Here is a 25,026-nt window from a genome sequence, read left to right on the forward strand (position 1 = left end):
AGGAGGGACGATGGGATTATTTTCAGAGATTTGGGAAAACGTGAAAACAAAGCTAACTAGTCAGGATAATACAGGGTATGCACCTTTGTTTAGCGCACAAGTCAATCTAGGACTTAAAAACGCAGCACTAGAAGCCTGTGAGAATTATTTGGCCCGACTTGTTTCTAAAGGCACTTTTATCTTTAAGCAAAATGGGATTGTCTGTGAAAATAGTTTTGACTATGCTCTCAATATTCGTCCAAATCCGAACCAGACAGCGAGCGAATTTAAAATTGCATTGGTCAAAAAATTACTCAATGGGGAAGTTCTCGTTATAAAAGACGGCATTCATTTTTATGTAGCAGATAACTTTGTGACAAATTATTCTCTTTCAGGAAATATTTATACAGGCGTGACAGTTGATTTTTCTTCTGATACTGTAAGCGGTTCGGGTGTTTATCCGCAAAAGTACATCACGACCATCTTTGAACAAGGTGTTAATTGCTTTTATTTAAAAAATGATAATGAGGGGCTTGAAAAATATGTTGATGGGCTTTGGAAAGATTACGGACGATTATTTGGAATCTTAATCACAAATCAACTTCGGGTAGGACAGCTCAGGGCAAAAGTTGACTTTCCTATCAATACAAAAATTGATGCGGATGAAGCAAAACAACAACAAAAGGAGTTTGTAGATAAAACATTCAATAAACTGTTAAATGACCCTGTTGTGCTGATTCCAAATGGTGGTGCAAGTCGCTCTACCTATGATGAAGTTCCTGCGGGTAAATCTGATTCGTTACAAAATCAAATTACAGACTTTGGTGCGTTAAAAAAGCTTTATATCGGAGAGATTGCTCAACTTTTGGGGCTTCCTCCCGCTCTCGTTCTCGGAGAAGTCGCCAGTAATTCTGAAAATCTTGACTTGGCGATTGAAGCGGCGGTCAAACCCATTGCCAATAAGTTGTGTGAGGCTCTCACATATCTCCTTCTTAAAGATTCAGGTTTTCAAGCTCACAAAACGATTGAAATGTCTGGCTTTAACACGGTAGATATTCTTGACCGTGCAGAAGCAATAGACAAAGCAGGCGCGAGTGGCATTTTAACGATTAACGAAGTACGTGAAGCTGCAGGGAAAGCACCAATTAAAGACGGCAATAAATTTATTATGACAAAAAATTATCAAGAAAAAGGAGAAGATAGTGAAAAAACTTAATTTTAATGGAGTGATTATCCCTGATTCACTTGGTCCAGCTTATGACTATGTGAAGCGGAATAATATCACTCCTAAAGTAGTTACAAGCTTTTTAGAAGGTGCAAATGGTGAGGATATTCTTATTTCTATGAGTTCAGGAGGAGGTGAAATTACTGCCGCAAGTGATATGTACACGGCTCTCAAAAAATATCCAGGAAAAGTAAATGTTGAAATTACTGGAAATAGTGCAAGTGCCGCGACGATTGTCATGCTTTCTGCCGACCATATTGCTATTTCACCTAGCGCTGCAGTTATGATTCACAATGTCCAATCAAACACTCAGGGGGATTATCAAGAACTTGGTCATGAAGCAGAAACGACGAAGAATTTGAGTGCGGGATTTGCTAGAATGTACGCTCAAAAAATGAACAAGAGTGTCGATGAAGTAAAAGCGCTGATGGATGCAACGACCTGGTATAATGCAAAGCAAGCGAAAGATGTGGGGCTAGTTGACGAAATCATGTTTGAAACAGCGCCTATGATGGTTGCAAGCGAGGACTTATTGCTTTCTAATGATGCTGTTTCTAAAATCAATGCCCTGATTCAAAGTGAAGGGCCATCTCAGTTGGTGATGAAACTTGACTCTAATCAAATGAAAGACATTGCCACTATGGTTGATGAAAAAATAGCTGCTTTTAAAGCGGAGAGCCATTCAGAAACAACAACCTGTCCCGATTGTGGAGAAGACACCTGTTGTTCTCAGTGTGGTTATTGTAGTCACTGTAAAAAAGTGACAAACAAAGCAAAAAACTCGGCAGACAAGCCGTTCAAAAATCACACAAAAAAACTATTTAATTTTGGAGGATTTTAAATTATGGAATACGGTAAATTACCAAACTATTCAGCGGCGTTGTCAAAATACACAAACGCTGTCTCAGAGGGCGCAGACGAAAAAGAACAAGCGAAACTTTATGCGAGCGCTATGGAAATCATGGGTTCTGAAATCGTTGAAAAACTGGGCGAGAAAACCAATGAAAAATTGAGTACCTTGATGGCTTCAAAAACAGAGTCCACTTTGTCAACGAATGAAGTGAAATTCTTTAACGAGGTAACGTCTGGTGTAGGAAATCCAGAAGTGATCTTGCCTCTTGAAATTGTGAACCAAGTTTTTGTAGAGTTGAAAGAAGCGCATCCTTTACTTGATATTATTAAGTTCCAAAATATGGGACTTAATCTTCGGGCTTTGACGACTGATTCTATTTATGGCGATGCAGCAGTTTGGGGAGAAGTTTTTGGGGATATTCAAGGACAACTGAAACAAGTGTTCCATCAAACTGATTTTTCTCAAAATAAATTGACTGCTTATGTTGTTATCCCAAAAGATGCCTTGGCGAATGGTTATGATTGGCTCAAAACCTTTGTGACCATTCAAATTTCAGAAGCGATTGCGGTGGCTCTTGAAACGGCTTTAGTCCAAGGGGACGGAAAACATAAGCCTGTTGGCTTGATGAAAGACCTTTCCAAAGGGACGGCGGATGCCGATGGTCTAGTAACTTATGGGGACAAAGAGGCAACGCTTGATTTGTCAGCTATGACCCCTCAAAATGCGGCGCAAGTTCTTGCTCCTGCCCTCAAAACAATGGCAATTAACGCGAAAGGGATTCCTGTTTCGATTGATGGCCACGTCAAATTGCTAGTCAGTCCTGCCGACTATTATACTGTTCTTGCTCAATTTACATCTCTTAATGCTTATGGTGTTTATACTAGTACGTTGCCTTTTGGAATTACACTTGTTTCTTCTATTGGTGTTCCTGCAAATAAATCTGTCTTATTTGTAGATAATCGCTACTGGTCCTATATGGGAAATATGACCTTGCAGGAGTTTGACCAGACCTTGGCACTTCAAGATTTACAACTCTATACATCGAAATCTTTCTACTATGGAAAACCTTATGACAATAACGCTTCTGTCGTAGGAAGCTTCAACACACCCAGTTAAGCCCCAGGAAGCGACTGGGGTTACCCTAAATAAAACAAGCCTTTCTCTTGAAGTAGGAAGCACAGAAACCTTGACAGCGACGGTTGCGCCAGATACTACGGTTGATAAGTCTGTTCAATTCACGTCTAGTGATACGACTATTGCAACCGTCACGCCTGTTCAAGGAAAAGTGACAGCGGTCAAAGCTGGAACAGTGACTATTACGGCAACCACCACCAATGGTAAAACAGCAACGTGTGAAGTGACCGTCACAGCACCCGTAGAAGCGACTCAATCTACGGATCCAGAAGAAACCGAACCTGCAACATGAAATAAAGAGAAGGAGTAGGAAATGACTGATGCAGAAACGTGGGCTACAAACAATCTTCCCTCTTTTAAGCAGCGAATGCGTATCAGCACAGAAGATAGTGATGAAACGGCGAACTTGATGACAATGCTCACGGCTTCTTATAGCTCTATTTTGCGATTAGTTGGTGTGGAAGATGCGACAGATTTTGAAATGCAAGAACTCATTTTTGAGCGGACACGCTATACCTATAATGATGCGCTTGATGAATTTTTACACAATTATCAAGAAAATATTCGGAATGTTTGGCTTTTTCATCATTTGGAAGATGAGAAACAGGAATCAGAAGAAAACAAGGAGAACTCTTCATGATTAAATCTGAAAAAATGAGACAAGCAACCAATAAAACGAATAACGGCACGATGCGCACGCCTGTGACTTTTTACAAAGTAGGCGCAGATACCTCGCTTGATGGACGAGGAGGAACACTTATTCCATGTTTTAAGACTTATGCGGACGTTTATAGTCCAAGCAATAAAGACTTGACGATTATGGGCGAGCAAAATGTTAAAAATGGTGTGACTATAAAAATTCGTGACCCTCTTTCCACTTATCAGCCAGACAATGACCATATTGTCGTGATTGATGATGTGAGACAAACTGGGAAGCAATGGTCTATTCTTGATATCCAACCTGATTTTTATGACCGTAGTCTCCTTAAAATTATTCTTGGAGGAGTGAATTTATGAGTGCGACTATGAAAGTGAGTGGAATGAAAGAAATTGAAACCTTACTACGGTCAAAATTTTCGGAATCGCGAGTGAAGACGATTGAAAATAAGGCGCTCAGAGTGGCAACGGACGAAGCGGTCAATGATTTAAAACAAACCCTCACTCAATTTGAAAATAGTGGAGACACGGTTGCTGGCGTTGTACATGGCAATGTCTCACGAGCAACGGGACTTCCTATTATAAAAATCGGGAATAATGGCAAACACTGGCGTTTGGTTCATTTAGAAAATAATGGTTTTGTCAGAAATGGGAAAAGTTATCATTATCGTAGTTTTGGAGCCTTACAGCGTTTTTCAGAAGCTCAGGGTAAGAAGTTTGTGGCAACGGCAAGGCAAAGTTTAAAGGAGCTGATTGAATGAAAGATATGCTTGATGAATTAGTGGAACTGTTGGTGACTGATGAAAACATTGCATCCATTCAAAAAGCAGAGGGCTTGAAATCTTATCAGCGCCTTGAAACACTCGCTAATGACTTGCCAAGTATTACCATTAGCCCAACAGGACCACCAGAACAAGACAGTTTTGGAAGCAATAAGTTTCTCTCTCAACATTTTGTCTTTCAAGTCAGTATTGAGACGATAGACAGAAAACTTTGTAAAACACTTCAAAAAACAGTTGAAATGATCTTTATGACCAAGGGCTTTTATCAAATGCCTGGTGGTTTGGATGAGTATTTCAATGACACAAAAAGGTACGTGGATGCCCGATTTTATCAGGGCAATAGTAGGCTTTACGAAAATTATTAAATTTAAAGGAGAAAAGAATGGCAACAGCAGCAGTCGGTTTTGAAAAAATCACACTTCGAGTGTTGGATGGAAAAGAGGCAACTCTTGGAGAAAATGAGTTTGAGGTTTATGGCAAAACAAATGAAGGGGCAACCTCTTCCGCCAAAATTTCAGGCTTGGCAGTTGAGCCCGTCAAAACTTGGGGTTCTAATAAGGTCTATAATATTTCTGGTAAAGGGGTAGGCGATGGGAAGATTGATATTGATATTATCGACTTGCCAGATAAGGTTTTATCCCAAATTTTGGGCTATAAAATGGACGAAGACGGTGTCATCATCGTTGACAGCGAAGTACAAGCGCCAGCCTGTTCTATCCTGATTGAGGATAGTGATATCCGCGGGAATAAATATATGCTTGGTTTCTTTAGTGGTGTTTTCTCTTATGACGGCATCGAACTAGATACCGCACAGGGAAAAGCGACAGAAATTAAAGCAGACACGGTTAGCTTTGCGATAGGCTCTAATGATGCGGGGCAATATATGACGAAGTATTCTGGAGACGATACAACGGCACAAAATGCTGTGCGGAGTTCTTTACAGTTGAGCGTTGGGACACCTCAACAAGTGTCAGCACCACAAACTCAACCACAGGTTCAACCTCAAGCACCTTCAACACCAGCGCCCACTCAATCTGAACCAACAGAAGATACAGAAGGCTAGGAGGTAAGCAATGGCTAAGTTAGAAATCACCTTGCATGAAAAAGGTGGGGATAATACCTATAAGCAAAACCATGTCAGTGGACAAAAATACCTTGATTTGTGGACAATGCAAGAAGCGATTGAAAAAAATATTGACACTTACAGTCGTGTTCAAATTTTGGAAAAGCAGATTGAGTATATTGCGAGTTTGTTCGCGGACGATAAGTTGACCGCAAAACAAATTTTGCAAGGCACAGACCCTTGGGAACTGGTGCCAACCATCAATCGCTTAGTGAATGCCGTGCTTGGGACGGAGGAGAAGGACACAAAAAAAGAACAATAACTGCAAAACAAGCACGAGAGAATTTTCTCGGCTTTGTTAAGCAGTTGGTTGTAAGTGATTCAGGCTTTACCGTTTCGGATATTTTGGAGAATGATTTTGAGACCATTGTGTCTATCATCTCTGCAAAACATCAGGAACAAGCAGAAGAAAAAGAAGAAGCGATGTCACTTGGCGACTTCATGAAAAAATTATAAAACCTCAGTAGTTTACTGAGGTTTTTTATTTAAGTTACAATTTAGCTAATCGTTGCATAGTAAAACTAGAATGAGTATAATTGATTTTAATAAATAAATTTTGGGAGAAATCTATATGGAAAATAATTCGCATGAAACGCAAAATAAAGGGAGCAAAAATTTTTATAAGCTTGTGTGGTTTTGGTTAGCGATGGGAAGTATTGTTGTGGCCATTATCTTTCTAGTCGTAGGAACGTCGGCGCAAGCTAAGGTAGATACAGCTAATAAAAAAATACATTCTATGAAAAAATCTTATTCAGAAGGTGAGTCAGTTGAGAAGAAATTTAATACTTATATAAGAAATCATGTACCAAATTATGAGTCTTACGTCAGCAACGCTGCAGATTATGCGTTAGGGGATTTAGATGAAAACTCAACAGAGAGTACGGATGAGTCTAGCAGCAGTACGACTACTGATACAAGTTATACTTTTGGAGAAACAGCAAACTTTAGCAGCACTACTGATGATACGGACATAGAAGTAACGGTAATAAGTGCAAATGTCGATACGGCCGTAACATTGAATGATGGGGAAGCCGGAAATAAACCTTTGGTGGTAACTATTAAGATAAAAAATACTGGCACAAGTGCTTACGATTTTAACATACAGGATTTCAATGCCTTTGATGCTGATGGAAATACACTTAATTTTGATTCTAATACGTATGAAAACACGATGCCTGATTCAGTAAATGCAGGACAAACTGTTTCTACAAAAGCCTACTTTGATGCAACGAGTGATGGACCATTTATCGTTACATTTGCTGATGGGACTTGGAAATAAACATTAATTTATCGTAATTTTATATTTTGAATATAAAATGCCCGTTTTTCGGGTGTTTTTTTGTTTATCCTAGAGATAAGATAAAAAGTTCGGGAGAAAGCAATGGCAGACACACCTTTAGGAAAAATGATAATTGAAATGGGACTTGATGATACCAAATTTTCTAAAGGTATCACAGGAATCAATAAGCAACTCACTACTTTAAAAAGTGATTTGAAAACCTCTCAAACCGCCTTTTCGACGTTCGGTAAAGGCATGGATGGACTCGCTTCTCCAACAGAAGTTCTCAATAAACTCATTCAAACCCAAGTCAAACAACTTGATAAATTAAAAGCGTCGTATAAAAATTCGTTTGTGGATGGCAAAGCATCCTCAAGTACACAAAAATATGCAGGGGATATTTCCAGAGCAAATGCACAGTTGATGCAATACACCAAACAACTCAAAGAAGCAGCGGCGCAACAATACGCTCAAACATCCATTTTACCCAAGATGTCATCAGGCCTTTCTACAGTAAGCAAAGGTTTTGGAAGTATTGCTCAAAAGTCACTCCCTGCGAGTATCGCAGTTACAGGAGCTTTGTATAAAGGCGTGCAGGCGGCAACGGACTTCAACGGCGAGATGACAACCATTCAATCCCTATTGTCAGACAGTACACCCGCTCATATCCTTTCACAAAATATGGAAACCTTATCTACTAAATCAAAACGATGGGCGCGGCAATATGGGCTTGATACATCTTCTATCAATGCTGGGTTTGAGGAGCTGATTAAAAAAGGTTATTCCTTTAATCAAGCCATGGGCGCCATGCCTGCCATTTTAGATGCCTCAAAAGCTTCGGGAGAAGATTTTAATACCGTCATGGGTTCATCAACTTCCATCCTCGAACAGTTTGGCTTGAAATCAAATAATACCCAAACGATGTTAAAAAATACTCAACAAGTCACAGATAGTCTTTCTTTTGTCGCAAATAAAACAGCTTCTGGTTTTTCTGATTTAGGCGAAGCAATGGAATATGTAGGACCTGTTGCTCATTCTTTAGGTCTCAATATAGATGAAACAAGTGCTGCAATAGGACTTCTTTCTAATAATGGTGTTGAGGGAGAAAGTGCAGGGACTGGCTTACGTTCCGTATTGAGTTCTTTATTGAAACCGTCCAAGCAAAGTGCCGAAGCCATGAAAACTCTTGGTATCAGTACGGCTGATTTCAAAAAGGGAACGATTGGTTTGCCTGATGTGATTGATGATGTTAAAAAGTCAACCGCAGGAATGACAGATGCTCAAAGGACAGCCCTTATTACTCAAGCCTTTGGTATCAAAGGTCAAACATCAATGAATGTGCTGGTTTCTCAAGGTGGTGATGCTTTACGTAATCTTACCAAAGAAACGGATAACGCGACAGGCTACACAAAGAAGCTTGCGGACCAGATGAATGCTTCTGATAAAAATGCTTTTGCTCGTGCTAAAGCCACGCTTCAAACTTTGGCGATTGATTTAGGCGAAAAAGTATTACCTGCCATTTTGCCAGTTGTCAAACAGATAGATGATTTAGCTGGAGGTTTTGAAAAATTAGACCCAGGTACACAAAAAGCAATCCTTGATTTGGGCTTAGTGGTTGCGGCAGCTTATCCTGTATCTAAAGCGTTGAGTTCTGTGACGGGCGCAGCTTCTTTAGTCACGGGAGGATTAGCCAAACTTGGAGAAAAAGGTGCTGCGAAATTGGCACTTAAAGGCATTGAAACAGGGGCAATGGACGCGGCAGGTGCAGTAGCTGGAGGAGGAGGACTGGTAGAAACATTAGGTACACTTTCTCCTGTACTTGCTGGGATTGGACCAGTAGCACTAGGGACTTTAGGTGTCGCAGGTTTGACGGGTTTAATCATTGGCGTTGGTAAAGTCGTCGGTGATGCAGAAGAAAAAATGAAATACTTTGGTACGGTCAATGTGCCAAAGGAGACAGTTCAAGAAGTTGAAACATTCAAAGGAAAAGTGGATGATTTAAAAAATGCCACGATTGACTTCGGCAAAAAAGGTAAAGGTGCCTTCACGGATGTTAAACAAGCGATAGATAACTTGGCGCAATCCACCAATGGTGAGATTGATAAATCAACACAAAAAATGATTGATGCCGCCAAAGACCTCGGCTATGGCGATGATGTGATTAACAAAATTAAAAATGGTGGCGCAAAAGCCAAAGATACGGTCAAGGAATCGGCAGATGCCATTACTAAGGTTTATCAAAATGCAAAAGATGCCAATGGGAAGTATCGAGAGCTTGATTTAGTAGAACAGGCGCAAGTCGCAACTTCTGAACAAAAAATTATGGCGCAAGAAGTTGATGCGCTTGGCGTGACTGGCAATAAGAAAAAAGCCCTGATGACGGCTCTGACAGGAGATATAAGTAAAATTTCTTACCAGCAAGCCCAAGATTATCAAAGTTCTATTGAACAAACCTTACAAAAATCAAATGATGTTTTTGCGAAAAAGCAAGCAGAAAATAAGAAATTACTTCAAAATGGGACGATCACACAACAAGAATATCAGGCTAAGGATAAAGAACTTGTTGCAGCGCATGAAGCTACAGGGCAAGCATACCTTAATACATTAAAAAAGGTAATTATGATTCAAGGTCAAGGACTCGTTGAGGGAACAACTCAATGGACAGCTTGGCATGCTAAAGCAGAACAAGCATTGTCAGGATACAAAGGAAATCTTGATGACTTACTTAATAGTTCAGGAACAGCAATAGATGCTATTACTGCAACAAGTGCGAGCTTGAAAACGTGGAACTCTATCCCTGATAAGGTTAAAAATCTTTTGGCAAACAATACTAATTTTAAAAATAATGAAGCAGAAGCTAGTCAAATTTTAACCGCGTGGAATTTAGCGACACCCAAAGAAAAAGAATTGACTGCTAAGAACTTGGCTACCAATCCGACAATGTCCGCCCAAGCTATCATTAATAGTTTGCATGGCAATACTGTAGGTTTATTTGCGACAGATAAAACGGGAAATGCTGTGAATGCAGCAGCTGTCACTATTTCTAAACTTCAAGGAAAAACAGTTAATTTAGATGCGGATGCCTCACAAGCAAAAGCGAAATATGATGCGTTTATGAACTTGCCTGGTGCAAAGACCATCAATTTAATTGCGAATAGTCCCGCTAAAAATGCGACGGGGAATCCTTATTTTGAGGGTGGGCTTGCTTGGGTCAACGACCAAAAGGGTTCTACCTATAAGGAAATGATTACCTTGCCTACAGGTCAAAGTTTTGTTCCAGAAGGACGTGATGTTATCTTGCCTCTTCCTAAAGGAACAAATATCTTAAAGGCGAGTGAGACAGCAAAACTAATTCCTAAATACGCTAATGGGACAGGTGGATTTCCTGCAAATGCACAAATCTTTAAAACGATGCAAACGACACAACAAAGGTTATCTGTATCAGCGCCTGTCAATGTTCCAGATAATACAGGGCAGTTCAGTGTAATGATTGCTTTACTTGAACAGCTTGTAAAAAAAGAAACCACCGTTGTTATCCCTGAAAAGAGAGCTATGACACCACGCGAAGCAAACAAGGCACTTAATCAGCTCTCACAACAACTAGCTTACATGATGAATTGAGGATAAAACAATGGCTTTAACATTTCAAGAGACTATCAGAGTCTCAAAATTTATCGGAGAAAATTTCTGGGGGGACCCACAATATAGCGCTCCTGAAACGATTCAGGGAGTAACGGCTGATAAGGCGAGCGTCACCTTGTATTCTAGTGTTCCTGTCATTGATGATAGCTATCTGAAAGCATTGGCTATTGATGAAGAAGGCAACCGATTTTTTATTGAGAGTTATGACATCAATAAGGATGAACAAGGAACAGTTCTTGGGTATCAATTTGTCCTAAAAAAGGAGGGAACATGACGAATACATCAGAAAAAATAACCTACACAAATGCCAATGGAGACATGATTATCTTCTCTTTTTCGCCCCCTTTTGTATTATTGGGAAAGTCTGGTTTTGCAGGGATAAGCAATGATATTGTAAGTGAAAAGATTTATGGCCAAGCAGGCGAACTTAAAAATAGTTCACAACTTGCCGTGAGAGAACTAGAAATTGACGCGATGATTTATGGCCAAACATTGCAAGACGAAAATGACTACCGACGTTCATTGATCAAAGCAATCAATCCGCTACTAACTGGCACCTTACGCTATGAATTATTTGGAAAGACCTATGCCATTGATGTAGAAGTTGTGCAAGGCTGGGAATCAGACTACCAACAATCCTCACATACAGCTCAGGGTTCTGTTAAATTTAAAGCTCTTTATCCTTTATGGCGGGATATTTCAGAAGAAAACTACACCGTACAACTGGGACAAACGAATAATCAACTGACCTTTCCTTTGATGATTACCGATGATTTTATTTTTGCCAGTGTCGATGTCGGAAAAGAAGTGCAAATCACAAATGGTGGAGATATCCCTATTGGCTTTGAGCTGACCATTGACTGCACAGCAGAAGTGGTAAATCCGAAACTTCTCAATATTTATACGCAAGAGTTCTTTGCCTTTAATCACACTTTTTCAGGAGGGGATAACATTTTTATCAATACAAACCGTGGGAAGAAGCAAGTTCTTGTAAATGGCGAAAATGGTTTCTTTCTAAGAAAACTTGGTTCTACCTTTCTTCAAATAGATAATTTAGAAAATAATTACTTTATTCTTCAAGCAGATAAAGGCGTGGAAAATATGGTTGCGAGTCTGAAATATCATCCGCAACTGGTGGGAGTGTGAATATGGAAAAAGAATTATCTATTGAACTGTTTGACCATCAAGGAGACTTTCAATTTCTTTCTAAAGGGATTTTTGATAATTTCAAGAGCTGTATCGTGACATGGAAAGCTTACTCTTACAATACTTTTCAGCTTACTGTTCCTTTAGTTCCCTATTATTTCCCCTTTTTCAAGGCGGATAATGTGCTTTCTATTGCGGATTGTTATTTTTATATTGATGTCATGGATTATGATGGCGCACAATCCAATATACTCACGGTTAGTGGGAAAAGTTTGTTGGGAAAAGCAAGCAAACGAATTATCAATCCGCCTTACTCTACGAATAGTGCAAAGCCTGAAGCCATTATTTATGACTTGATTAACAAAACGCTCATCAGCACAACTGCAGATAAGGCTATTTCTTATTTGTCTATCAAAGTACCTCCCGATTTTGGAGGGCAAGCCTTAGCCTATCAAAACAGTTATGGCACACCTTCGGATGAGATAAACTCTTTGGCGGACAGTCATCAAATTTGTTTACGTGAGGTTCAAGCTGACCTTCAAAATCCTAAGCAAGAAGTGCAATTTTACCAAGGAAGAGATTTGAGCGGCGAGGGTGGGGTTGAGTTTGGTCTAAAAGATGAAGGACTTAAATCAGAATCACTCACACGCGATATCTCAGATAAAGCAACGGTTGCGTATGTCTTCGGCGAGGGTGAGGGAACAAAACGTAAGATGGTCATGGTTTCGCGTTTGCCAACGGGAAAGCCAAACGGTTTAGATGTCTGTGAAATATATGTAGATGCCAGAGACTTACAACAAAGTTACACAGACGATTCAGGAAAAGCTGTGACACTCACAGACGAACAATATCTTGCACAGTTGACACAACGAGGAAATCAAGCCTTAGACGAACATAGCGAGAAAATCCAACTCAATGGCGAAGTCAATTTTAATAACCTTAACTTTGTTTACGGCAAAGATTATGAGGTGGGCGATACGGTTCGTGTGACTAGCCAACTGTTTGGAATTTCTAAGAGTTCTGTGTTGACGGCTATGCAAGAAACATGGGACGACACAGGCTATCACTTAGACCCAACCTTTGATAAAGACCGTGTCACTCTCATTCAAAAAATACAAAGAAAGTAGGAACAAAATAATGTCAATATGGGCTTTTCCCTTAAAAAGTATCAACGGTTCAAATGCGTATGGGCCACAAGATTTTATGCAATTTTATGCCAACTTGTATCGTACAGGAATCATTCCAACGGTTCCGATTCCAGGAGCAACTGCTTTTCAAGTGGTTTCAACCATACCACCTTCTTTGAATGTGACGGTTGGTGCTGGGGCTGCCATCATGGGAAGTTTTGGTCAGCTGATGAATACAGCCCCTCTTTCCCTACCAATTCCTGTTCCCTTGACTAATCAACCACGGACGGATTCAGTAGTTCTTCAATTAAGTTTATCAAGCAATACCGCAGGGATTATTTACAAAGAAAACAGCACGCAAGTGGTTCAAACGGCAGATACTTATGAGCTTCAACTGGCAATCATCACAGTGCCAGCGAATGCGACTAGTATCAGTCAAGCCAACATCACAGATATGCGAGCGGACGAGACAGTCTGTGGCTATTCAAGTCCTTTTGAACAAATCGAAACAGGCGATTTACTGGCACAATTTAAAGCGGAGCTTGAAGCAAACGGAATTGTCTTTTCAGAGTGGTTCGATAAAATGAAAGGTCAACTTTCAGAAGATGCGGCGGGAAACTTACAAAATCAAATAAATGAGACAATCCATAATGCGGGGAACATTTCAAGTGGTACTGATTTAAATAATATAAATGGTGTGGGCTATTACAGAATTGGAGGGCTTGTTGGTGGAACTGATGTTTTAAATGCTCCATCTGAAACTAACGGAATAAGATTTTATGCGTTTTTGACCGTTACAGGTTCGCTTCAAGAATTGACCGTTTACTCACCAAAGAATGAGACTACTTGGACATATAGTCGTTCAATCTCAGGAAGCCCAGCAACTTGGAGTAGTTGGTCGAAAACTGTAATGGCAGATGATACTGGTAAAGTGACAGTGAAAGACTTACAAATTTCTGGCACGCTAAAGCAAGCGACAGATGTTCCTTGGACGAATTTGACGGCTGGAACGGGTGTTCTCGTTCCAGCCGGTGCTTTCTTGAAATATCAAATTAAAAACGGGTACATCACGATTGTGGCTTCTAACGTACAGACAACCATTGATGATAACGGTCAGAAAGTTCTTACAACACTTCCTGTGACGTTGTTCAGCGCATTGACTTACGTAACAACAGCATTTACAGGAAATGCGACAGATAGCTGGCGTGTTAGTATAAATGGCACGACTTTATATGTTGCAGGAACAGCGGGCATCCGTTCGAACTATGTGAGCTTTTCTGTGACGTTGCCATTAAATTAAAGATGAGGGGAGTAAAAATTGGAAGATAAAGCATGGCAAGAAGTGTTAGAACGACTTGCCAGAATTGAAACAAAGCTTGATAATTATGAGGCTTTGAGGGAAAAAGCAGAACAAGCGCATTTAATGGCGCTTAATAATGCAGAAACTATTCGCGAGATGAAAGCTAATAACAAATGGGCGTGGGGCTACATGATAGGCTTAGGTGCGACAGTTATTGCTTATATCCTCACAAAAATTAAACTTTAAAGGAGAAATAAAATGAAAACATTTATTAAAGATTTAGCAGAACGTGCGGTAAAAACGTTTTGTCAATCACTTATCGCAGTAGGACTTGCAGGAGCGACCGACTTGTTAAGCGTTGACTGGCTCAATGCTTTGAGTGTCGCTGGACTAGCCACATTGGTATCTGTTCTTACCTCTATTGCTAGTTCTAAGATTGGAGATGATACAGCAAGTATTGTCAAAACAACAGAGGAGGAATAAATGGCTAATATCATTGATTTGTCGAGTAATCAGGCAGGGATAGATTTATCAAAGCTACAAATTGACGGAGCGATTGTTAAAGCAAGTGGAGAGAGTGCCAGTGTCAATCCTTATTTCGAGCAATGGGTAGACTATCTACTGGCACATAATCTCATGGCAGGCGCTTATCATTTCGCTATCGGCAATGACCCTATCGCAGAAGCTAATCAGTTTCTAGCAAAAGTCAAGCCATATCTTGGAAAGATTACACTTGCTTTAGACTTTGAAGCCATGGCAGTTCAAAAATGGGGAAGCGCAGGAGCGAAACAATGGCTTGACTACGTCAGTCAACAGACAGGCAAAACACCGTTCATCTATATGAGCGCAAGCACTGCAGAGACACTGGATTGGTCAGCCGTTGCTGGTAAGTATCCACTTTGGCGAGCGCAGTACCCAGATAACAATACAGGAAGCTGGGCGACACCGTGGACGGATGGAAAAGGTCAAGGTGCTTGGAAAAGTGTTGCCATCTATCAGTATGAAGATATGGGACGTATCGCTGGATATGGCGGTAATCTTGACCTGAACCTCGTGGAACTATCAAAAGCAGACTGGCAAGCTCTGGCGCAAGGAAACACAACAAAAACTATCACACAACCAACAAAGGAGAATTCAAAAATGATTTACGCATTTGCAGTACAAAACGGAACAGGAACATTTTTATTTGACGGACAAAACACATTGGCTTTCACGGGAAAGAATGCTAAAGCAGCCTATGACCATTATGTTGGGACATACAAAGCGATTGTTGGGAAAAACATTCCAAACCAAATCAAAACGCAAGCACAGTTTGATTTATGGGATAAACTTTATCCTGTGAAATATATTGCTTTCAACTAAGAACGGAATTTCTAACCCGAACTTGATTAAGATAGGTCAAAATTTAAAATACAAAAATACAAAAATACAAAAATACTAAAATACAAAAATACTAAAATACAAAAATACTAAAATACTAAAATACTAAAATACAAAAATACTAAAATACTTACCCATTGTTGACAGGGAAGTTTTTGGGTTGCTTTGTCAAAATATTCTTGACAATCAAAAAACAATAATGATAGAATGAAAGTATAAAGATGTTTTTTACGAGAAACATCAGTTACAAGTGGTTCATTCTATACAATAAAGTAAAAGGACCAGTTAATATGAAAAAAATATCAAAACTTAATATTAAAAGCGATGGATTATCCTTATTTTTTATTGTGATTGCGCTTATGTTTACCGTAATTGTCGCCTTTTTGGCTGGAAGTTCTAAATTGGACCTAAATAAGGTACTCGCTTTAATTTATTTTGCTCTGTGGACGTTACTTGTTTCAATTATAGAGCCAGTGATAAAGTTATTTAAAATTAGCTCAAAAAAAATTAAATTTGTATCATTAGCACTATCAACTGTGATTGTGCTAGTGATTTGTATATGGACATTTATATCTCAAAATAATAATATAATCAAATTTATAATATCTTTTTCTAAAAGAGGGGGATTTACAGCTATTTCAGTTGTATTATTGCTATTACAGTTAGCATATATGAATTATGAGAATCTATTGGAAACTGAAGAAGAAAAATTTATAAGTGAAAGAAAAGCTCAGAAGGAAAAAGAAGAGTTGTTAATCGAATTAAAGAAAGAAAAACAAAAAAATTTAGAAAAATTAAAAGAAATTTCTGATTTAAAAAATAAAAAATAGGGAGACTGATTATATATTGGATACGTATACTGAGTTTATTAAGCAATTAAACTATAAGTTAAAACTTAAATTTGAAGGTAGTAAAGATACTTTGTATAGTAATTGGGAGATAAATGGAATATCAACTCAGCTATCCGAGCTTTATTATAAAAATGAATTATTACAAAATATTAGTGCATTGCTCGAAAGTGGTATCAAGGCGAAGAATATTTGGATAATGAATAGTTCTGTTAAAATAGAAAATAAATATACACGTTATAAGGATGGTATTCTTAGTTTAGAGCATGGAAACTCTCTTGAATTATTTTATTATTTGGGTTCACCTGTTCCTCTGGCTTATAATAGGAATACGTTATTTCTCTTTGAAGTGTTTGAAGCTTTAAGGAATGTTTATACTATATGTAATGCACATCAATTAAAAAAACTAAATAAAAAATCAATAATTAATGAATTATACTCTTTGATTCAAGAAGACAATTTGAAAGAAGTATCGAATTATTTTTTAAATTTAATTGATAAAGAAAATTCAAGTTTTGCAGATCTTAAAAATATCACAAAAGCAAAAAATAGAATAAAACAAGTTTTAAGAAGCACTGATGAGAACATACAAAATATTCATACTAGTGAAATTGCTGAGGGAGAAGGATTCTCAAAGAAAACTGAGAAATTCGATAAATTTGAATATATTTTTAAAAAATATGAGAAACCGATAGTGGTTGTTTTAAATAATCAGATAGCAAATGAAGATAATTTTTTACAAATTTTGTGCTTTGATTTTTTCTCGAATAAAAATTTCAAAAAAGAGAACCCTAGATTTTTAGAGACAAATGAGATTTCACAAAATAGTCCTTTAGTTATGTGCTTAGCTTTTTCTATCACATTTCTACCCAGCTTGATTGGAATTTTAAAGCTTCGTATTGAAATTGCACGGAAGCGAAAACAAGCTTTGGAGGACAAAAAGTCTGAACAGAATGAAATAAACGAAATAACTGATGAAATCACTCGCCTAGACGCTCAAATAACTAGTCTTGAAACTTTAGACAAAAAAAGAGAACAGCAATATCAAAATTTCATAGCTAGTGATAATAATACGACTCATCAGCTAGATAGAAAATCTATCAATGCGGCGAATAAAGTAAAGAGAATTACAGAAGAAATGCATAATAAAGGAAATGATATTCTTGAAAATAATAAGTTAAAATTAGAATCTTATGACAAAAAGGATATTTTCTAAGAGTAATAATTAACGCCCTTCGGGGCGTTTTTTATTTACCTAAAATAAAAAGAAAACGGTTCTTTCTTTGACACACAATAGATGTACAATAGTACTGTATATGATTAACAGATTTAATATGAAAGTGCTATTCTTAATATATAAAGTTAGTGAATGTACTAACTTTGGAGTATATAAAAAAGCATAGGAGGCTTTTATAATGGCAATTACAATTAATTTATCAAGCAACAGCTATCGTTTTTTAGCAGCGCTTGTTTCAGGGACACTTCGAGCAATTCCAGAAAGTACTGCTATCACCTTTACAGCTGATAATGATGGTGCACCTATTAACATCACTTCTGCGGCTCTTAGCTCTACGGAACCAACAGGAATGAGTGTTGGTTTTAGTGGTGTTGGCACGACAACAGCAGTAGCAACACTTGAAGTCAATGACCAGCTGACTACGGAAAGTGGGACACTTACATTTGAGTTAACAGCAGGAGGAGTTACCTCAGAAGAAACATTTACTTATTCATTAGTTTATGCATTAGATTTATCTGATATAACAGCAAATAGTGTGATAGCCGAGCAATCTGTCAAAGTAACAGAAACAGGAAACACTTATACTCAACTTAATACAGATGGAATATCAACAGTTATAAAGATTGGAGAAGTAGATGGTTTAGGGAACCTCATGCCAGATGTTGATAGATTGGAAGCATTCTTGTTAGCTAATGGATTAAGTTTCTATGAATATGATGCGAACAATAGAGCATTAGCAGAAGGATTTATTGGCTATGGAAATATTGGGTCAACAACACCTCACGGGAGTTTTTACGTGACAGGAGATGTGCAAATTGATGGACAGCTGGGAATGCTTGGCGATATTCCATGGACGAGTATTACTTTGACAGGTGTTACAACTGCGACACTTCGTTATTGTGTGAAATTAAACGTTGTTTATTTAGTAGGTAATGGAAATTGGGGGAATTTCTCGGCAAATGTTAGCCGTGTCGTTGGAAGTCTCCCCAGTAGTTATTTAGCACCAGAGTTTACGGTTGGGGCAGGGACTAACCCAGAAGGAGGAAACTCAAGACTATCTGTTAATGTTACAACGAATGGTGCTGTGAATGTTACAAGCTCGGAAGCTATTACAGGAGCTTACGGGCAGTTCAGCTTGAGCTATCCTCTATCTAATTAGACTTGATTAAGAGATATTGTCTGACTATAAGAACGTTGAAAAATTATCAGCGTTCTTTTTAGTTACTTCTTGCAATTTATGACTTATAAAAGTAAAATGGTGTTAAAATAATTACAAAATAAGGAGTATTTATGGCAAATATTCAAACCATTCCAGAGGTAGCGGAAGCACACGCAAGTAAGATAAAATCAATCGACCTTAAAACGACGGTTTCAACGGTATCAGTCAGTTATACGGATATTAGCGCTATTCATCAAGGGGCAACGCTCAATACTCAAAGTGCCAGCTATGCAAAAAATATCGAATTGGATATTAAAAACTTCGCAAGTGACCTGGTCGATATGGCAAGTAAAAAAGTAGCCGATGACCAAAGCGCAGCGAAAGATTTTAAATAGGAGGAGTTCATGGAAACGTTTGAAAGTGTGAACCGACAAATTATACAAGCGGAAGAAGATTTTGATGTACTTTCCCGTCAAGAAAGAAAGCTGTCAGAGTTTGAAGACCGTTTTAATGAAACACAGCGCTTGGTACAACAGACAACGGATATTTTCGGCACAAATAGCCAAAATGGACACAATCGAGAAATTGCAAGTGAAATGTTATCACGGTCAATGACAGTAAATGCTCATTTCTTGGAACTTTCGGAAGAAGCACGTTACAGTATTCGTCAAGAAAAAAATCGTTTGGAGGATAAGCGTGAAGAACTCTACAAGCAAAGGAGTGAGCTAATTTAATGGTAAAATTAGATATAAACGAAGTGCAAGAAATGCTCAATGCAGGCAAGCACCTTGAAAGTAATAATGCTTCATTAAATATTACTTTGTCAACTTTGAGAAACTTTGCGGATGAAAGCCAGTTAAAAGGTCAAACATGGAACTCAGCGAAAACAGCAAGTACAGACGCTTATGTGCCACTTGTTCAAGGTCAAATTGCTTACAATGAAGCTGTGATTGCAGGAAATAAAAAAGTTCAGAGTGCCGTAAATAGTTTTCCTTATCCAACACCGTTAGACGAGAGCTTGTTGACAACCACAATGGATGGCTACACACAAGCGAGAAATAATTATGTTGAAATGGTTCGTGAATTGACCTATGAAATGCGGGCTAATCCAACGGTAGTTCCTGTTTACCAGCAACTAGAGCGAGAATATCAAAACGAGATTGAAAGTCTTGGGAGTGCGATTTCTGAGTTGAGTAAACAAGTTGAAGCACTGCATGAGTTTGCGAGTGCTGTGAGTGGTGCTTACGACGAAGCGAATAGTATCAAAGGCAACCTTGAAAAAGGCTTCTCAGCCCTTGGAAAAGGTGGAAGTAATGCTTATCACAACGGACACTTTACAATTACAGCTATGTCTGCATGGGCGAAAGATTTGACGAGAGATTATACCGAAGAAACTTTTGGAAGTTCAAATCATAATTTTATTGATAAGGCAGGTAAAGAAAGCCCAGCTTTTAAAAATGCTATGCTTGAAAGTATTGAAGCACTTGAAGCAGCGGGCTGGAGTACAGCAGGAATTAACGATTATATTCGGTACATTGAAACTCTTGTCAATAATAGCCATGCGCCTGGCGATAATTTCTCTTATGACAATTACGTAAGTCTAGCCTATAATACAGAACTTCTTTTACTCAATGCTAATCAACTCGAACTCTCTAAAAAGGGACAGCAGTATTGGCTGAATGGACAACCAAGCTATTTGTTTACCTTGCTTGCGCCTTATATTCCTAATCTGAAACATGCACGAGCAGCGACACCAGATGAAATCATGGCTATCACACCACCCAAGCGAGATGGTCTTGATGAAGTAGAAGAAATTCCCAAAGGTATAGAAGAACTTGAAAAAGTTTTAGGAATTGAAGATGTTGAAGCAAATGGTGTCAAAGATATCGTTGTAGATGGTACTGTGGCAGATTTTGCGACCGCCGCGGGTGTTACTGCGGATATGGACCAAATCAATGCTGTAACTACTGATAATAGCGTAAGTAGAATGCTTGGGAGCACAACACTTACAAAGCAAACAAATAAAGTCTCAAACTTTGTATCAAATACTAAGGGGGATGTAGCATTACAAAATGATTTTAATTCCCTTAATTTTACTGAAACGAGAGTAGCAGCCGATGGAACTACTATGATTGGGAAGTTAAAAGATGGAACTACTGTAGATATGCATATGTCAACAAGTACTCAGAGACCTACTATGGGAATTTTTAATAAATCAACGGGTACATGGATTAAAATTAGATATTGAAAAGGTGTAAAATGGAAAAACTAATAAATTATCAGATTGAAAATGAAATTGAAGAAATCTCAAATATTTCAGGAGGAAACCAAATTTTTGAGATTATTTATTCGACAGAAAAGGGAGAGTATTATAAAATATTTTTTGATTCTGTTTGGGACTTTAAATATACGATTGAGTATGGAACTTTACAGCGCTTTGCTGAATATCGAAAGAATAACGAAGAAACAAAATTTGGAAGTAGTATTTATTTAGTCGAAAGCTCAGATTATGCCAAGTATTTTGAGAAGCAAAGCCTTGATATTCTTCCAGTTGATGAATTAAAACACTATATTTTGACGGATAATGTAGATACCATTATAGATGTTCTTGCAAATAAAGAGCCTAAAATTACGAAATATGTTGATAAAGAAAAAGTAGAGCTTGAAGAACTCCGCGAATACAAACAAAAAATTGAAGAAGAACAAGCACGAGCGAAAGAACGTGCTAAGCTGGAATCAGAAAGTTTTGGATTTTAAGAGATTATAAGTATGGTAAATATACAAGGAAAATTAAATGAAATTTTTGAATCTGAAATTGTGTCATACACCTTTGATATATTGGGGAATAAGCTTGAAATGGATTTATCACTTTTGGATGGAGGAGAAAAGCAAAATTTCCATTTAGAAATTTTAGGTATAAGCGCTTATTATTATGTAAATAATAACGGAGAGATAAGAAAAGTCTTTTCAGAAAAAGAGGAAGATGATTATTTGGAGTTGACGAGTATCACGTTACTTCAAGAATTTGTTGATATAAATATAGTTTCTAAAAACTCGAAATGGTTAGAACAATATTCAAGCAAAGGAAATTTAGTTATTGAATTATGGGATAAGCTTTTAATTCTGGAAATGACGACAATTATATTGGATGATTATAAATTTGAGTTAGTTGAGTCTGATACGTTGAACTTTGGATTTTAAAAACTTCAGAAATTATCTTACAAGGGGCAAAAGTATAAAAAACATACAGACCCTAAAACAGAACTAAAAAGATATAAGTATATGTATAATTGATTATATTCAACTCCCCTCGCCTCCATGAATAGGTTCTCGTAGAACCAGACAGCATAAAAAATCGCTCTGTTGAGCGGTTTTTGTTTTTTGAAATCTGATGGAATATGATGCAATTTGATAAAAGAGAGGGAGAAAAAGAGGGAGAAAAAAACAAAAAACCAGCTTGTAGACACTGGTTAAAAATCAATATAATCAGAAAATTGTTGCCCTATTTTGTCTTTGGCAAATTTTGTGATGTGAGTATAAAACAGGTAAAACGTGTTTTTCAAATGCACGAGTAGTTTTGTAGTAAGTACTATTTTGGACTTCTTTTTCATAAACTAGCAACCATTCATCATAAAGTTCTTTAAAAGTCATAGCACTTTTAGGAGTAGGATTATCAATTTCTTCTTGGATATTATGCAGTGCTGCGCGTGCATCAGCTTTTGTTTTGAAACCACTCTTTTCGGCATATTGGCTTTTTTCATTCTTTTTACCAACATAAGCCTTGAATTTATAAGCAGTAGTACCATTTTTCTTTTTATATGCTTTTATTTCCAAGTTTGCTTTTTCCTTCCTAATTAAAACCGCCCGCTCATAATTGAGTTTGGCGGTTTTTTAGCTCAAAACATATTTGCTCTTTTTGGTCTGGTAGGACTTAGTGTTTCCCTATCAACAACAAGTATTTCTTGAGCTTGTGTTTCTGCAATTATGATATTTTTATATCTAGTTGTATCAGCATTTAGAATTGTAGCTTTTTTACCATTTGAGAGGGTAATAATGTCTCCTTTTTCCATACTAATCACACTTTCTGCCAGTTTTTTGTGATAGCGCACACGGAGTAACATTTTTGGGTTATTCCAACTCCGAATTCACCATTGGTTTTAAATCAGACAATAAGATACTGTTGTAAGAAAACCAAGCAAAGCCATTTCTATCTCGTCCTTTATTTTCCTCTGGAATATGATGTGCTTCATCATAACAACAGATTGCCGCACGAGACAATGATTGTACTTTTTTACAGCAAGGACAGATCACTTGATTTTTCTCATCGGCGACTGTAGCGATGAGTTTAGGATCATCTTTAAAGACAAGATTTGTTCCAGGTTGAATATTTAAATAATGAAATGTCCTGTTAGGGCGCGTGCCTATCTTTCGGACGACTTGCTTAATCTCTTTCTTTTGAATTTCAGAATTATATTCCGCAGGATGGATTAAGCCAGTTTCATTGTTTAATGCAAGAAGTTGAAACGCAGCTTTGACTTGATTAAATGATACTTCAAACCATTCTTTTGCTTTACTTTCACGTTTATCAAAAAACGTATTGTGCAGTAATCGTTCAGCTTTTTTGTAGTTATCCAATTCTAATGCAAAAAGTAATAAAGTAGGACTACTATTTGGCATACCAGTATTGTTGAATTGTTTCAAACGTTTATGTAAATTTGTTGTTTGTCCAATTTTTATCATACCTGGAAATGATTTATTTTCAAGCGCATAGACAAATCCCTTTTCAGACATCTATTCTCCCTTTACCAGTTTTTAGTGATGGTACACATTAAATAATATTTTTATTGTTTAAAGGTCAGATAAAGTTTATAGCCAATCAATATATTTAAGGTCTAGCGTATTGATTGCCGCGTTCAGCACGCGTGTTACCAGCACTATCTGCTTCAGCTTGCCTCCATGAATAGGTTCTTACAGAACCACGAAGTATAAAAAATCGAGACTTTTTCGCCGTGTCTCGATTTGATAAGCTGCACTAGCAACAATCTTCGTTAAAATTATAGCACATTAACTAAATTTATGAAATTATGGGAAATGACTTTATTTTGATAGTTAATCCCTCAACAACCAATCCAAAGTCACAACGCCCAAATCGCTCAACTGCACGCAATATTCTAATTTTGGAATAATAATATTATCTTCCCAATAAGCGACAATCTGAGAAGAAACAGGTGGTTTCAGGCAAGAAGCAAGTTCTTCTCGATTTAGCTGGATTTTTTCCCTAATCCTACAAATTTTTTCTCCCAATTTAGGAGGGATTTTAGAAGCTTCAAAGTCTGAAAAAGATAAGTCAATAAAAGTAGGCTCTTCATTCAGTGATTTGAATTTACTCATTTCTAATTTTTCAAGATTCGTAGAAATTTTATTGATTAACTTATCATTTGGCACTTTGCGATAAAACAAAAAGTCTGAAAGACTGACACTATCAATATTAAGAAACTTCGCCAATTCAATTGTTGATATTTTATGTGTTTTCATCTTATCTCTAATTATTTGCAAAGCGGCAAGTTTTTCTTTTTTCTGAATATCCATTTTATTACTCCCCTAATTAAAATCAGATTTTTAAATTTCTTTTTTAAACAAAGTATTCATAAAGATAAAGAAAGCGTTATCACCTATGATATACTAAGTATATCATAGGTTTTTACTTTTGTGTCAATAAAAGTAAAAACATTATAAAGCAATAATTATTTAAAAAAGAAGCATCGCGAAATATGATTTTTTCGTATATTTTTTTACAAAAGAACAGTTACTCAACCACAGCAAAAGGTAAAAGTTTCTAAAGCAAGATTTACCAAAAGCAAGAGAAAACGATAGTTTTTCTATATTAGTGATATTAAAGCGAAAGAGAAATTAGATATAAAACAAGTGTTTCATTTATTGTTGTGAAATGCTTTTTTTATATCTAATTTCAAAGTGAATGAAATGAAAGTAATCCACCAATAGCAACATAAAACGACAAAAAATGTTAAAATAGAACAATAAAGAGAAGTTTGCAGGTATGATATAATCGGAACTAGATGGCAAGTAGAGCAATATTTAGAGAAAAATAAGATATTGCTTGCCAATTACTATGGGATTGAAATATAAAGTTTGAA

The 25,026-nt window shown here is 37.3% G+C and carries 31 protein-coding genes and 1 pseudogene; 28 read left to right on the forward strand and 4 right to left on the reverse strand.

The genetic code is table 11. From position 1 onward, the window contains the following. Positions 1 to 10: 10 nt before the first annotated feature. From KJS36_RS06490 to KJS36_RS06625, 28 genes and pseudogenes are all read left to right on the forward strand, one after another. Entirely contained in the window at positions 11 to 1,195 is a 1,185-nt protein-coding gene (locus KJS36_RS06490; RefSeq protein ID WP_213535871.1) for a phage portal protein, read from the forward strand. Continuing rightward, complete coding sequence (locus tag KJS36_RS06495) at positions 1,182 to 2,045, forward strand: ATP-dependent Clp protease proteolytic subunit (RefSeq protein ID WP_213535872.1); 864 nt, start codon at positions 1,182 to 1,184, stop codon at positions 2,043 to 2,045. Before KJS36_RS06490 ends, KJS36_RS06495 begins: the two co-directional genes overlap by 14 nt. 3 nt (positions 2,046 to 2,048) lie before the next feature. Further along, a complete protein-coding gene (locus KJS36_RS06500) occupies positions 2,049 to 3,173 on the forward strand; it encodes a phage major capsid protein (RefSeq protein ID WP_213535873.1) in 1,125 nt (374 codons plus the stop codon). A 22-nt stretch (positions 3,174 to 3,195) separates the two neighbouring features. Continuing rightward, a pseudogene (locus tag KJS36_RS06505) lies at positions 3,196 to 3,483 on the forward strand (Ig-like domain-containing protein); the annotation flags it as partial. Between the two features lie 21 nt (positions 3,484 to 3,504). Next, positions 3,505 to 3,831, forward strand: a complete 327-nt coding sequence (locus KJS36_RS06510) for a hypothetical protein (protein ID WP_213535874.1) — start codon at positions 3,505 to 3,507, stop codon at positions 3,829 to 3,831. Then, entirely contained in the window at positions 3,828 to 4,208 is a 381-nt protein-coding gene (locus KJS36_RS06515; RefSeq protein WP_244842780.1) for a phage head-tail adapter protein, read from the forward strand. The genes KJS36_RS06510 and KJS36_RS06515 overlap by 4 nt, the downstream gene beginning before the upstream one ends. Beyond that, on the forward strand, positions 4,205 to 4,609 hold the full coding sequence (locus tag KJS36_RS06520; protein ID WP_213535875.1) for an HK97 gp10 family phage protein: 405 nt from the start codon (positions 4,205 to 4,207) through the stop codon (positions 4,607 to 4,609). The genes KJS36_RS06515 and KJS36_RS06520 overlap by 4 nt, the downstream gene beginning before the upstream one ends. Next, positions 4,606 to 4,995 carry a hypothetical protein gene (locus KJS36_RS06525; protein WP_213535876.1) on the forward strand — a complete coding sequence of 130 codons (390 nt, stop codon included), beginning with the start codon at positions 4,606 to 4,608 and terminating at the stop codon, positions 4,993 to 4,995. The genes KJS36_RS06520 and KJS36_RS06525 overlap by 4 nt, the downstream gene beginning before the upstream one ends. A 17-nt stretch (positions 4,996 to 5,012) precedes the next feature. Next, on the forward strand, positions 5,013 to 5,693 hold the full coding sequence (locus tag KJS36_RS06530; RefSeq protein ID WP_213535877.1) for a major tail protein: 681 nt from the start codon (positions 5,013 to 5,015) through the stop codon (positions 5,691 to 5,693). Between the two features lie 10 nt (positions 5,694 to 5,703). Beyond that, the gene (gpG, locus tag KJS36_RS06535) at positions 5,704 to 6,015 is read left to right on the forward strand and encodes a phage tail assembly chaperone G (RefSeq protein WP_213535879.1); all 312 of its coding nucleotides are present in this window, start codon (positions 5,704 to 5,706) and stop codon (positions 6,013 to 6,015) included. A gap of 44 nt (positions 6,016 to 6,059) precedes the next feature. Further along, positions 6,060 to 6,209, forward strand: coding sequence for a hypothetical protein (locus KJS36_RS06540; RefSeq protein WP_244842789.1), 150 nt, complete (start codon positions 6,060 to 6,062; stop codon positions 6,207 to 6,209). 115 nt (positions 6,210 to 6,324) lie between these two features. Then, positions 6,325 to 7,032, forward strand: coding sequence for a DUF4352 domain-containing protein (locus tag KJS36_RS06545; protein WP_213535881.1), 708 nt, complete (start codon positions 6,325 to 6,327; stop codon positions 7,030 to 7,032). A 102-nt stretch (positions 7,033 to 7,134) separates the two neighbouring features. Further along, the gene (locus KJS36_RS06550) at positions 7,135 to 10,653 is read left to right on the forward strand and encodes a phage tail tape measure protein (RefSeq protein WP_213535883.1); all 3,519 of its coding nucleotides are present in this window, start codon (positions 7,135 to 7,137) and stop codon (positions 10,651 to 10,653) included. Between the two features lie 10 nt (positions 10,654 to 10,663). Then, positions 10,664 to 10,948 carry a hypothetical protein gene (locus KJS36_RS06555; protein WP_213535886.1) on the forward strand — a complete coding sequence of 95 codons (285 nt, stop codon included), beginning with the start codon at positions 10,664 to 10,666 and terminating at the stop codon, positions 10,946 to 10,948. Beyond that, positions 10,945 to 11,820 carry a phage distal tail protein gene (locus tag KJS36_RS06560; RefSeq protein ID WP_213535888.1) on the forward strand — a complete coding sequence of 292 codons (876 nt, stop codon included), beginning with the start codon at positions 10,945 to 10,947 and terminating at the stop codon, positions 11,818 to 11,820. Before KJS36_RS06555 ends, KJS36_RS06560 begins: the two co-directional genes overlap by 4 nt. A 2-nt stretch (positions 11,821 to 11,822) precedes the next feature. Further along, positions 11,823 to 12,947, forward strand: coding sequence for a siphovirus ReqiPepy6 Gp37-like family protein (locus KJS36_RS06565; protein ID WP_213535890.1), 1,125 nt, complete (start codon positions 11,823 to 11,825; stop codon positions 12,945 to 12,947). Positions 12,948 to 12,957: 10 nt separating this feature from the next. Then, complete coding sequence (locus tag KJS36_RS06570; protein WP_213535893.1) at positions 12,958 to 14,247, forward strand: pyocin knob domain-containing protein; 1,290 nt, start codon at positions 12,958 to 12,960, stop codon at positions 14,245 to 14,247. A gap of 18 nt (positions 14,248 to 14,265) precedes the next feature. Continuing rightward, on the forward strand, positions 14,266 to 14,493 hold the full coding sequence (locus KJS36_RS06575; RefSeq protein ID WP_213535895.1) for a hemolysin XhlA family protein: 228 nt from the start codon (positions 14,266 to 14,268) through the stop codon (positions 14,491 to 14,493). A gap of 12 nt (positions 14,494 to 14,505) precedes the next feature. Further along, positions 14,506 to 14,730: a holin gene (locus tag KJS36_RS06580; RefSeq protein ID WP_213535897.1), complete on the forward strand. Its 225-nt coding sequence runs from the start codon at positions 14,506 to 14,508 to the stop codon at positions 14,728 to 14,730. Then, positions 14,731 to 15,609 (forward strand): GH25 family lysozyme, encoded by an 879-nt coding sequence (locus tag KJS36_RS06585; RefSeq protein ID WP_213535899.1) that lies wholly within the window; start codon positions 14,731 to 14,733, stop codon positions 15,607 to 15,609. Between the two features lie 308 nt (positions 15,610 to 15,917). Next, the gene (locus KJS36_RS06590) at positions 15,918 to 16,457 is read left to right on the forward strand and encodes a hypothetical protein (RefSeq protein ID WP_213535901.1); all 540 of its coding nucleotides are present in this window, start codon (positions 15,918 to 15,920) and stop codon (positions 16,455 to 16,457) included. Between the two features lie 16 nt (positions 16,458 to 16,473). Next, positions 16,474 to 17,691, forward strand: coding sequence for a hypothetical protein (locus tag KJS36_RS06595; RefSeq protein ID WP_213535903.1), 1,218 nt, complete (start codon positions 16,474 to 16,476; stop codon positions 17,689 to 17,691). A 199-nt stretch (positions 17,692 to 17,890) separates the two neighbouring features. After that, positions 17,891 to 18,871, forward strand: a complete 981-nt coding sequence (locus KJS36_RS06600; RefSeq protein WP_213535905.1) for a hypothetical protein — start codon at positions 17,891 to 17,893, stop codon at positions 18,869 to 18,871. A 131-nt stretch (positions 18,872 to 19,002) separates the two neighbouring features. Further along, the gene (locus KJS36_RS06605) at positions 19,003 to 19,266 is read left to right on the forward strand and encodes a hypothetical protein (RefSeq protein WP_213535907.1); all 264 of its coding nucleotides are present in this window, start codon (positions 19,003 to 19,005) and stop codon (positions 19,264 to 19,266) included. 9 nt (positions 19,267 to 19,275) lie between these two features. After that, positions 19,276 to 19,605 (forward strand): DUF3958 family protein, encoded by a 330-nt coding sequence (locus tag KJS36_RS06610; protein ID WP_213535909.1) that lies wholly within the window; start codon positions 19,276 to 19,278, stop codon positions 19,603 to 19,605. Beyond that, positions 19,605 to 21,119 (forward strand): T7SS effector LXG polymorphic toxin, encoded by a 1,515-nt coding sequence (locus tag KJS36_RS06615; protein ID WP_213535911.1) that lies wholly within the window; start codon positions 19,605 to 19,607, stop codon positions 21,117 to 21,119. The genes KJS36_RS06610 and KJS36_RS06615 overlap by 1 nt, the downstream gene beginning before the upstream one ends. Before the next feature lie 11 nt (positions 21,120 to 21,130). Then, positions 21,131 to 21,628 (forward strand): hypothetical protein, encoded by a 498-nt coding sequence (locus KJS36_RS06620; protein WP_213535913.1) that lies wholly within the window; start codon positions 21,131 to 21,133, stop codon positions 21,626 to 21,628. A gap of 12 nt (positions 21,629 to 21,640) precedes the next feature. Beyond that, positions 21,641 to 22,072, forward strand: coding sequence for a YxiG family protein (locus KJS36_RS06625; protein ID WP_213535915.1), 432 nt, complete (start codon positions 21,641 to 21,643; stop codon positions 22,070 to 22,072). A gap of 285 nt (positions 22,073 to 22,357) precedes the next feature. Here KJS36_RS06625 and KJS36_RS06630 read toward each other — a convergent pair whose 3' ends face one another. From KJS36_RS06630 to KJS36_RS06645, 4 genes are all read right to left on the reverse strand, one after another. Next, complete coding sequence (locus KJS36_RS06630; RefSeq protein ID WP_244842791.1) at positions 22,358 to 22,705, reverse strand: tyrosine-type recombinase/integrase; 348 nt, start codon at positions 22,703 to 22,705, stop codon at positions 22,358 to 22,360. Positions 22,706 to 22,767: 62 nt separating this feature from the next. After that, a complete protein-coding gene (locus KJS36_RS06635) occupies positions 22,768 to 22,941 on the reverse strand; it encodes a bacteriocin (protein ID WP_213535916.1) in 174 nt (57 codons plus the stop codon). Positions 22,942 to 22,999: 58 nt separating this feature from the next. Further along, the gene (locus KJS36_RS06640) at positions 23,000 to 23,662 is read right to left on the reverse strand and encodes a GIY-YIG nuclease family protein (protein ID WP_213535917.1); all 663 of its coding nucleotides are present in this window, start codon (positions 23,660 to 23,662) and stop codon (positions 23,000 to 23,002) included. Positions 23,663 to 23,980: 318 nt separating this feature from the next. Continuing rightward, a complete protein-coding gene (locus KJS36_RS06645) occupies positions 23,981 to 24,460 on the reverse strand; it encodes a hypothetical protein (RefSeq protein WP_213535918.1) in 480 nt (159 codons plus the stop codon). Positions 24,461 to 25,026: the final 566 nt, after the last annotated feature.

Origin of the sequence: Lactococcus nasutitermitis (genome assembly GCF_018403765.1) — a bacterium.
Lineage (GTDB): Bacteria > Bacillota > Bacilli > Lactobacillales > Streptococcaceae > Lactococcus > Lactococcus nasutitermitis.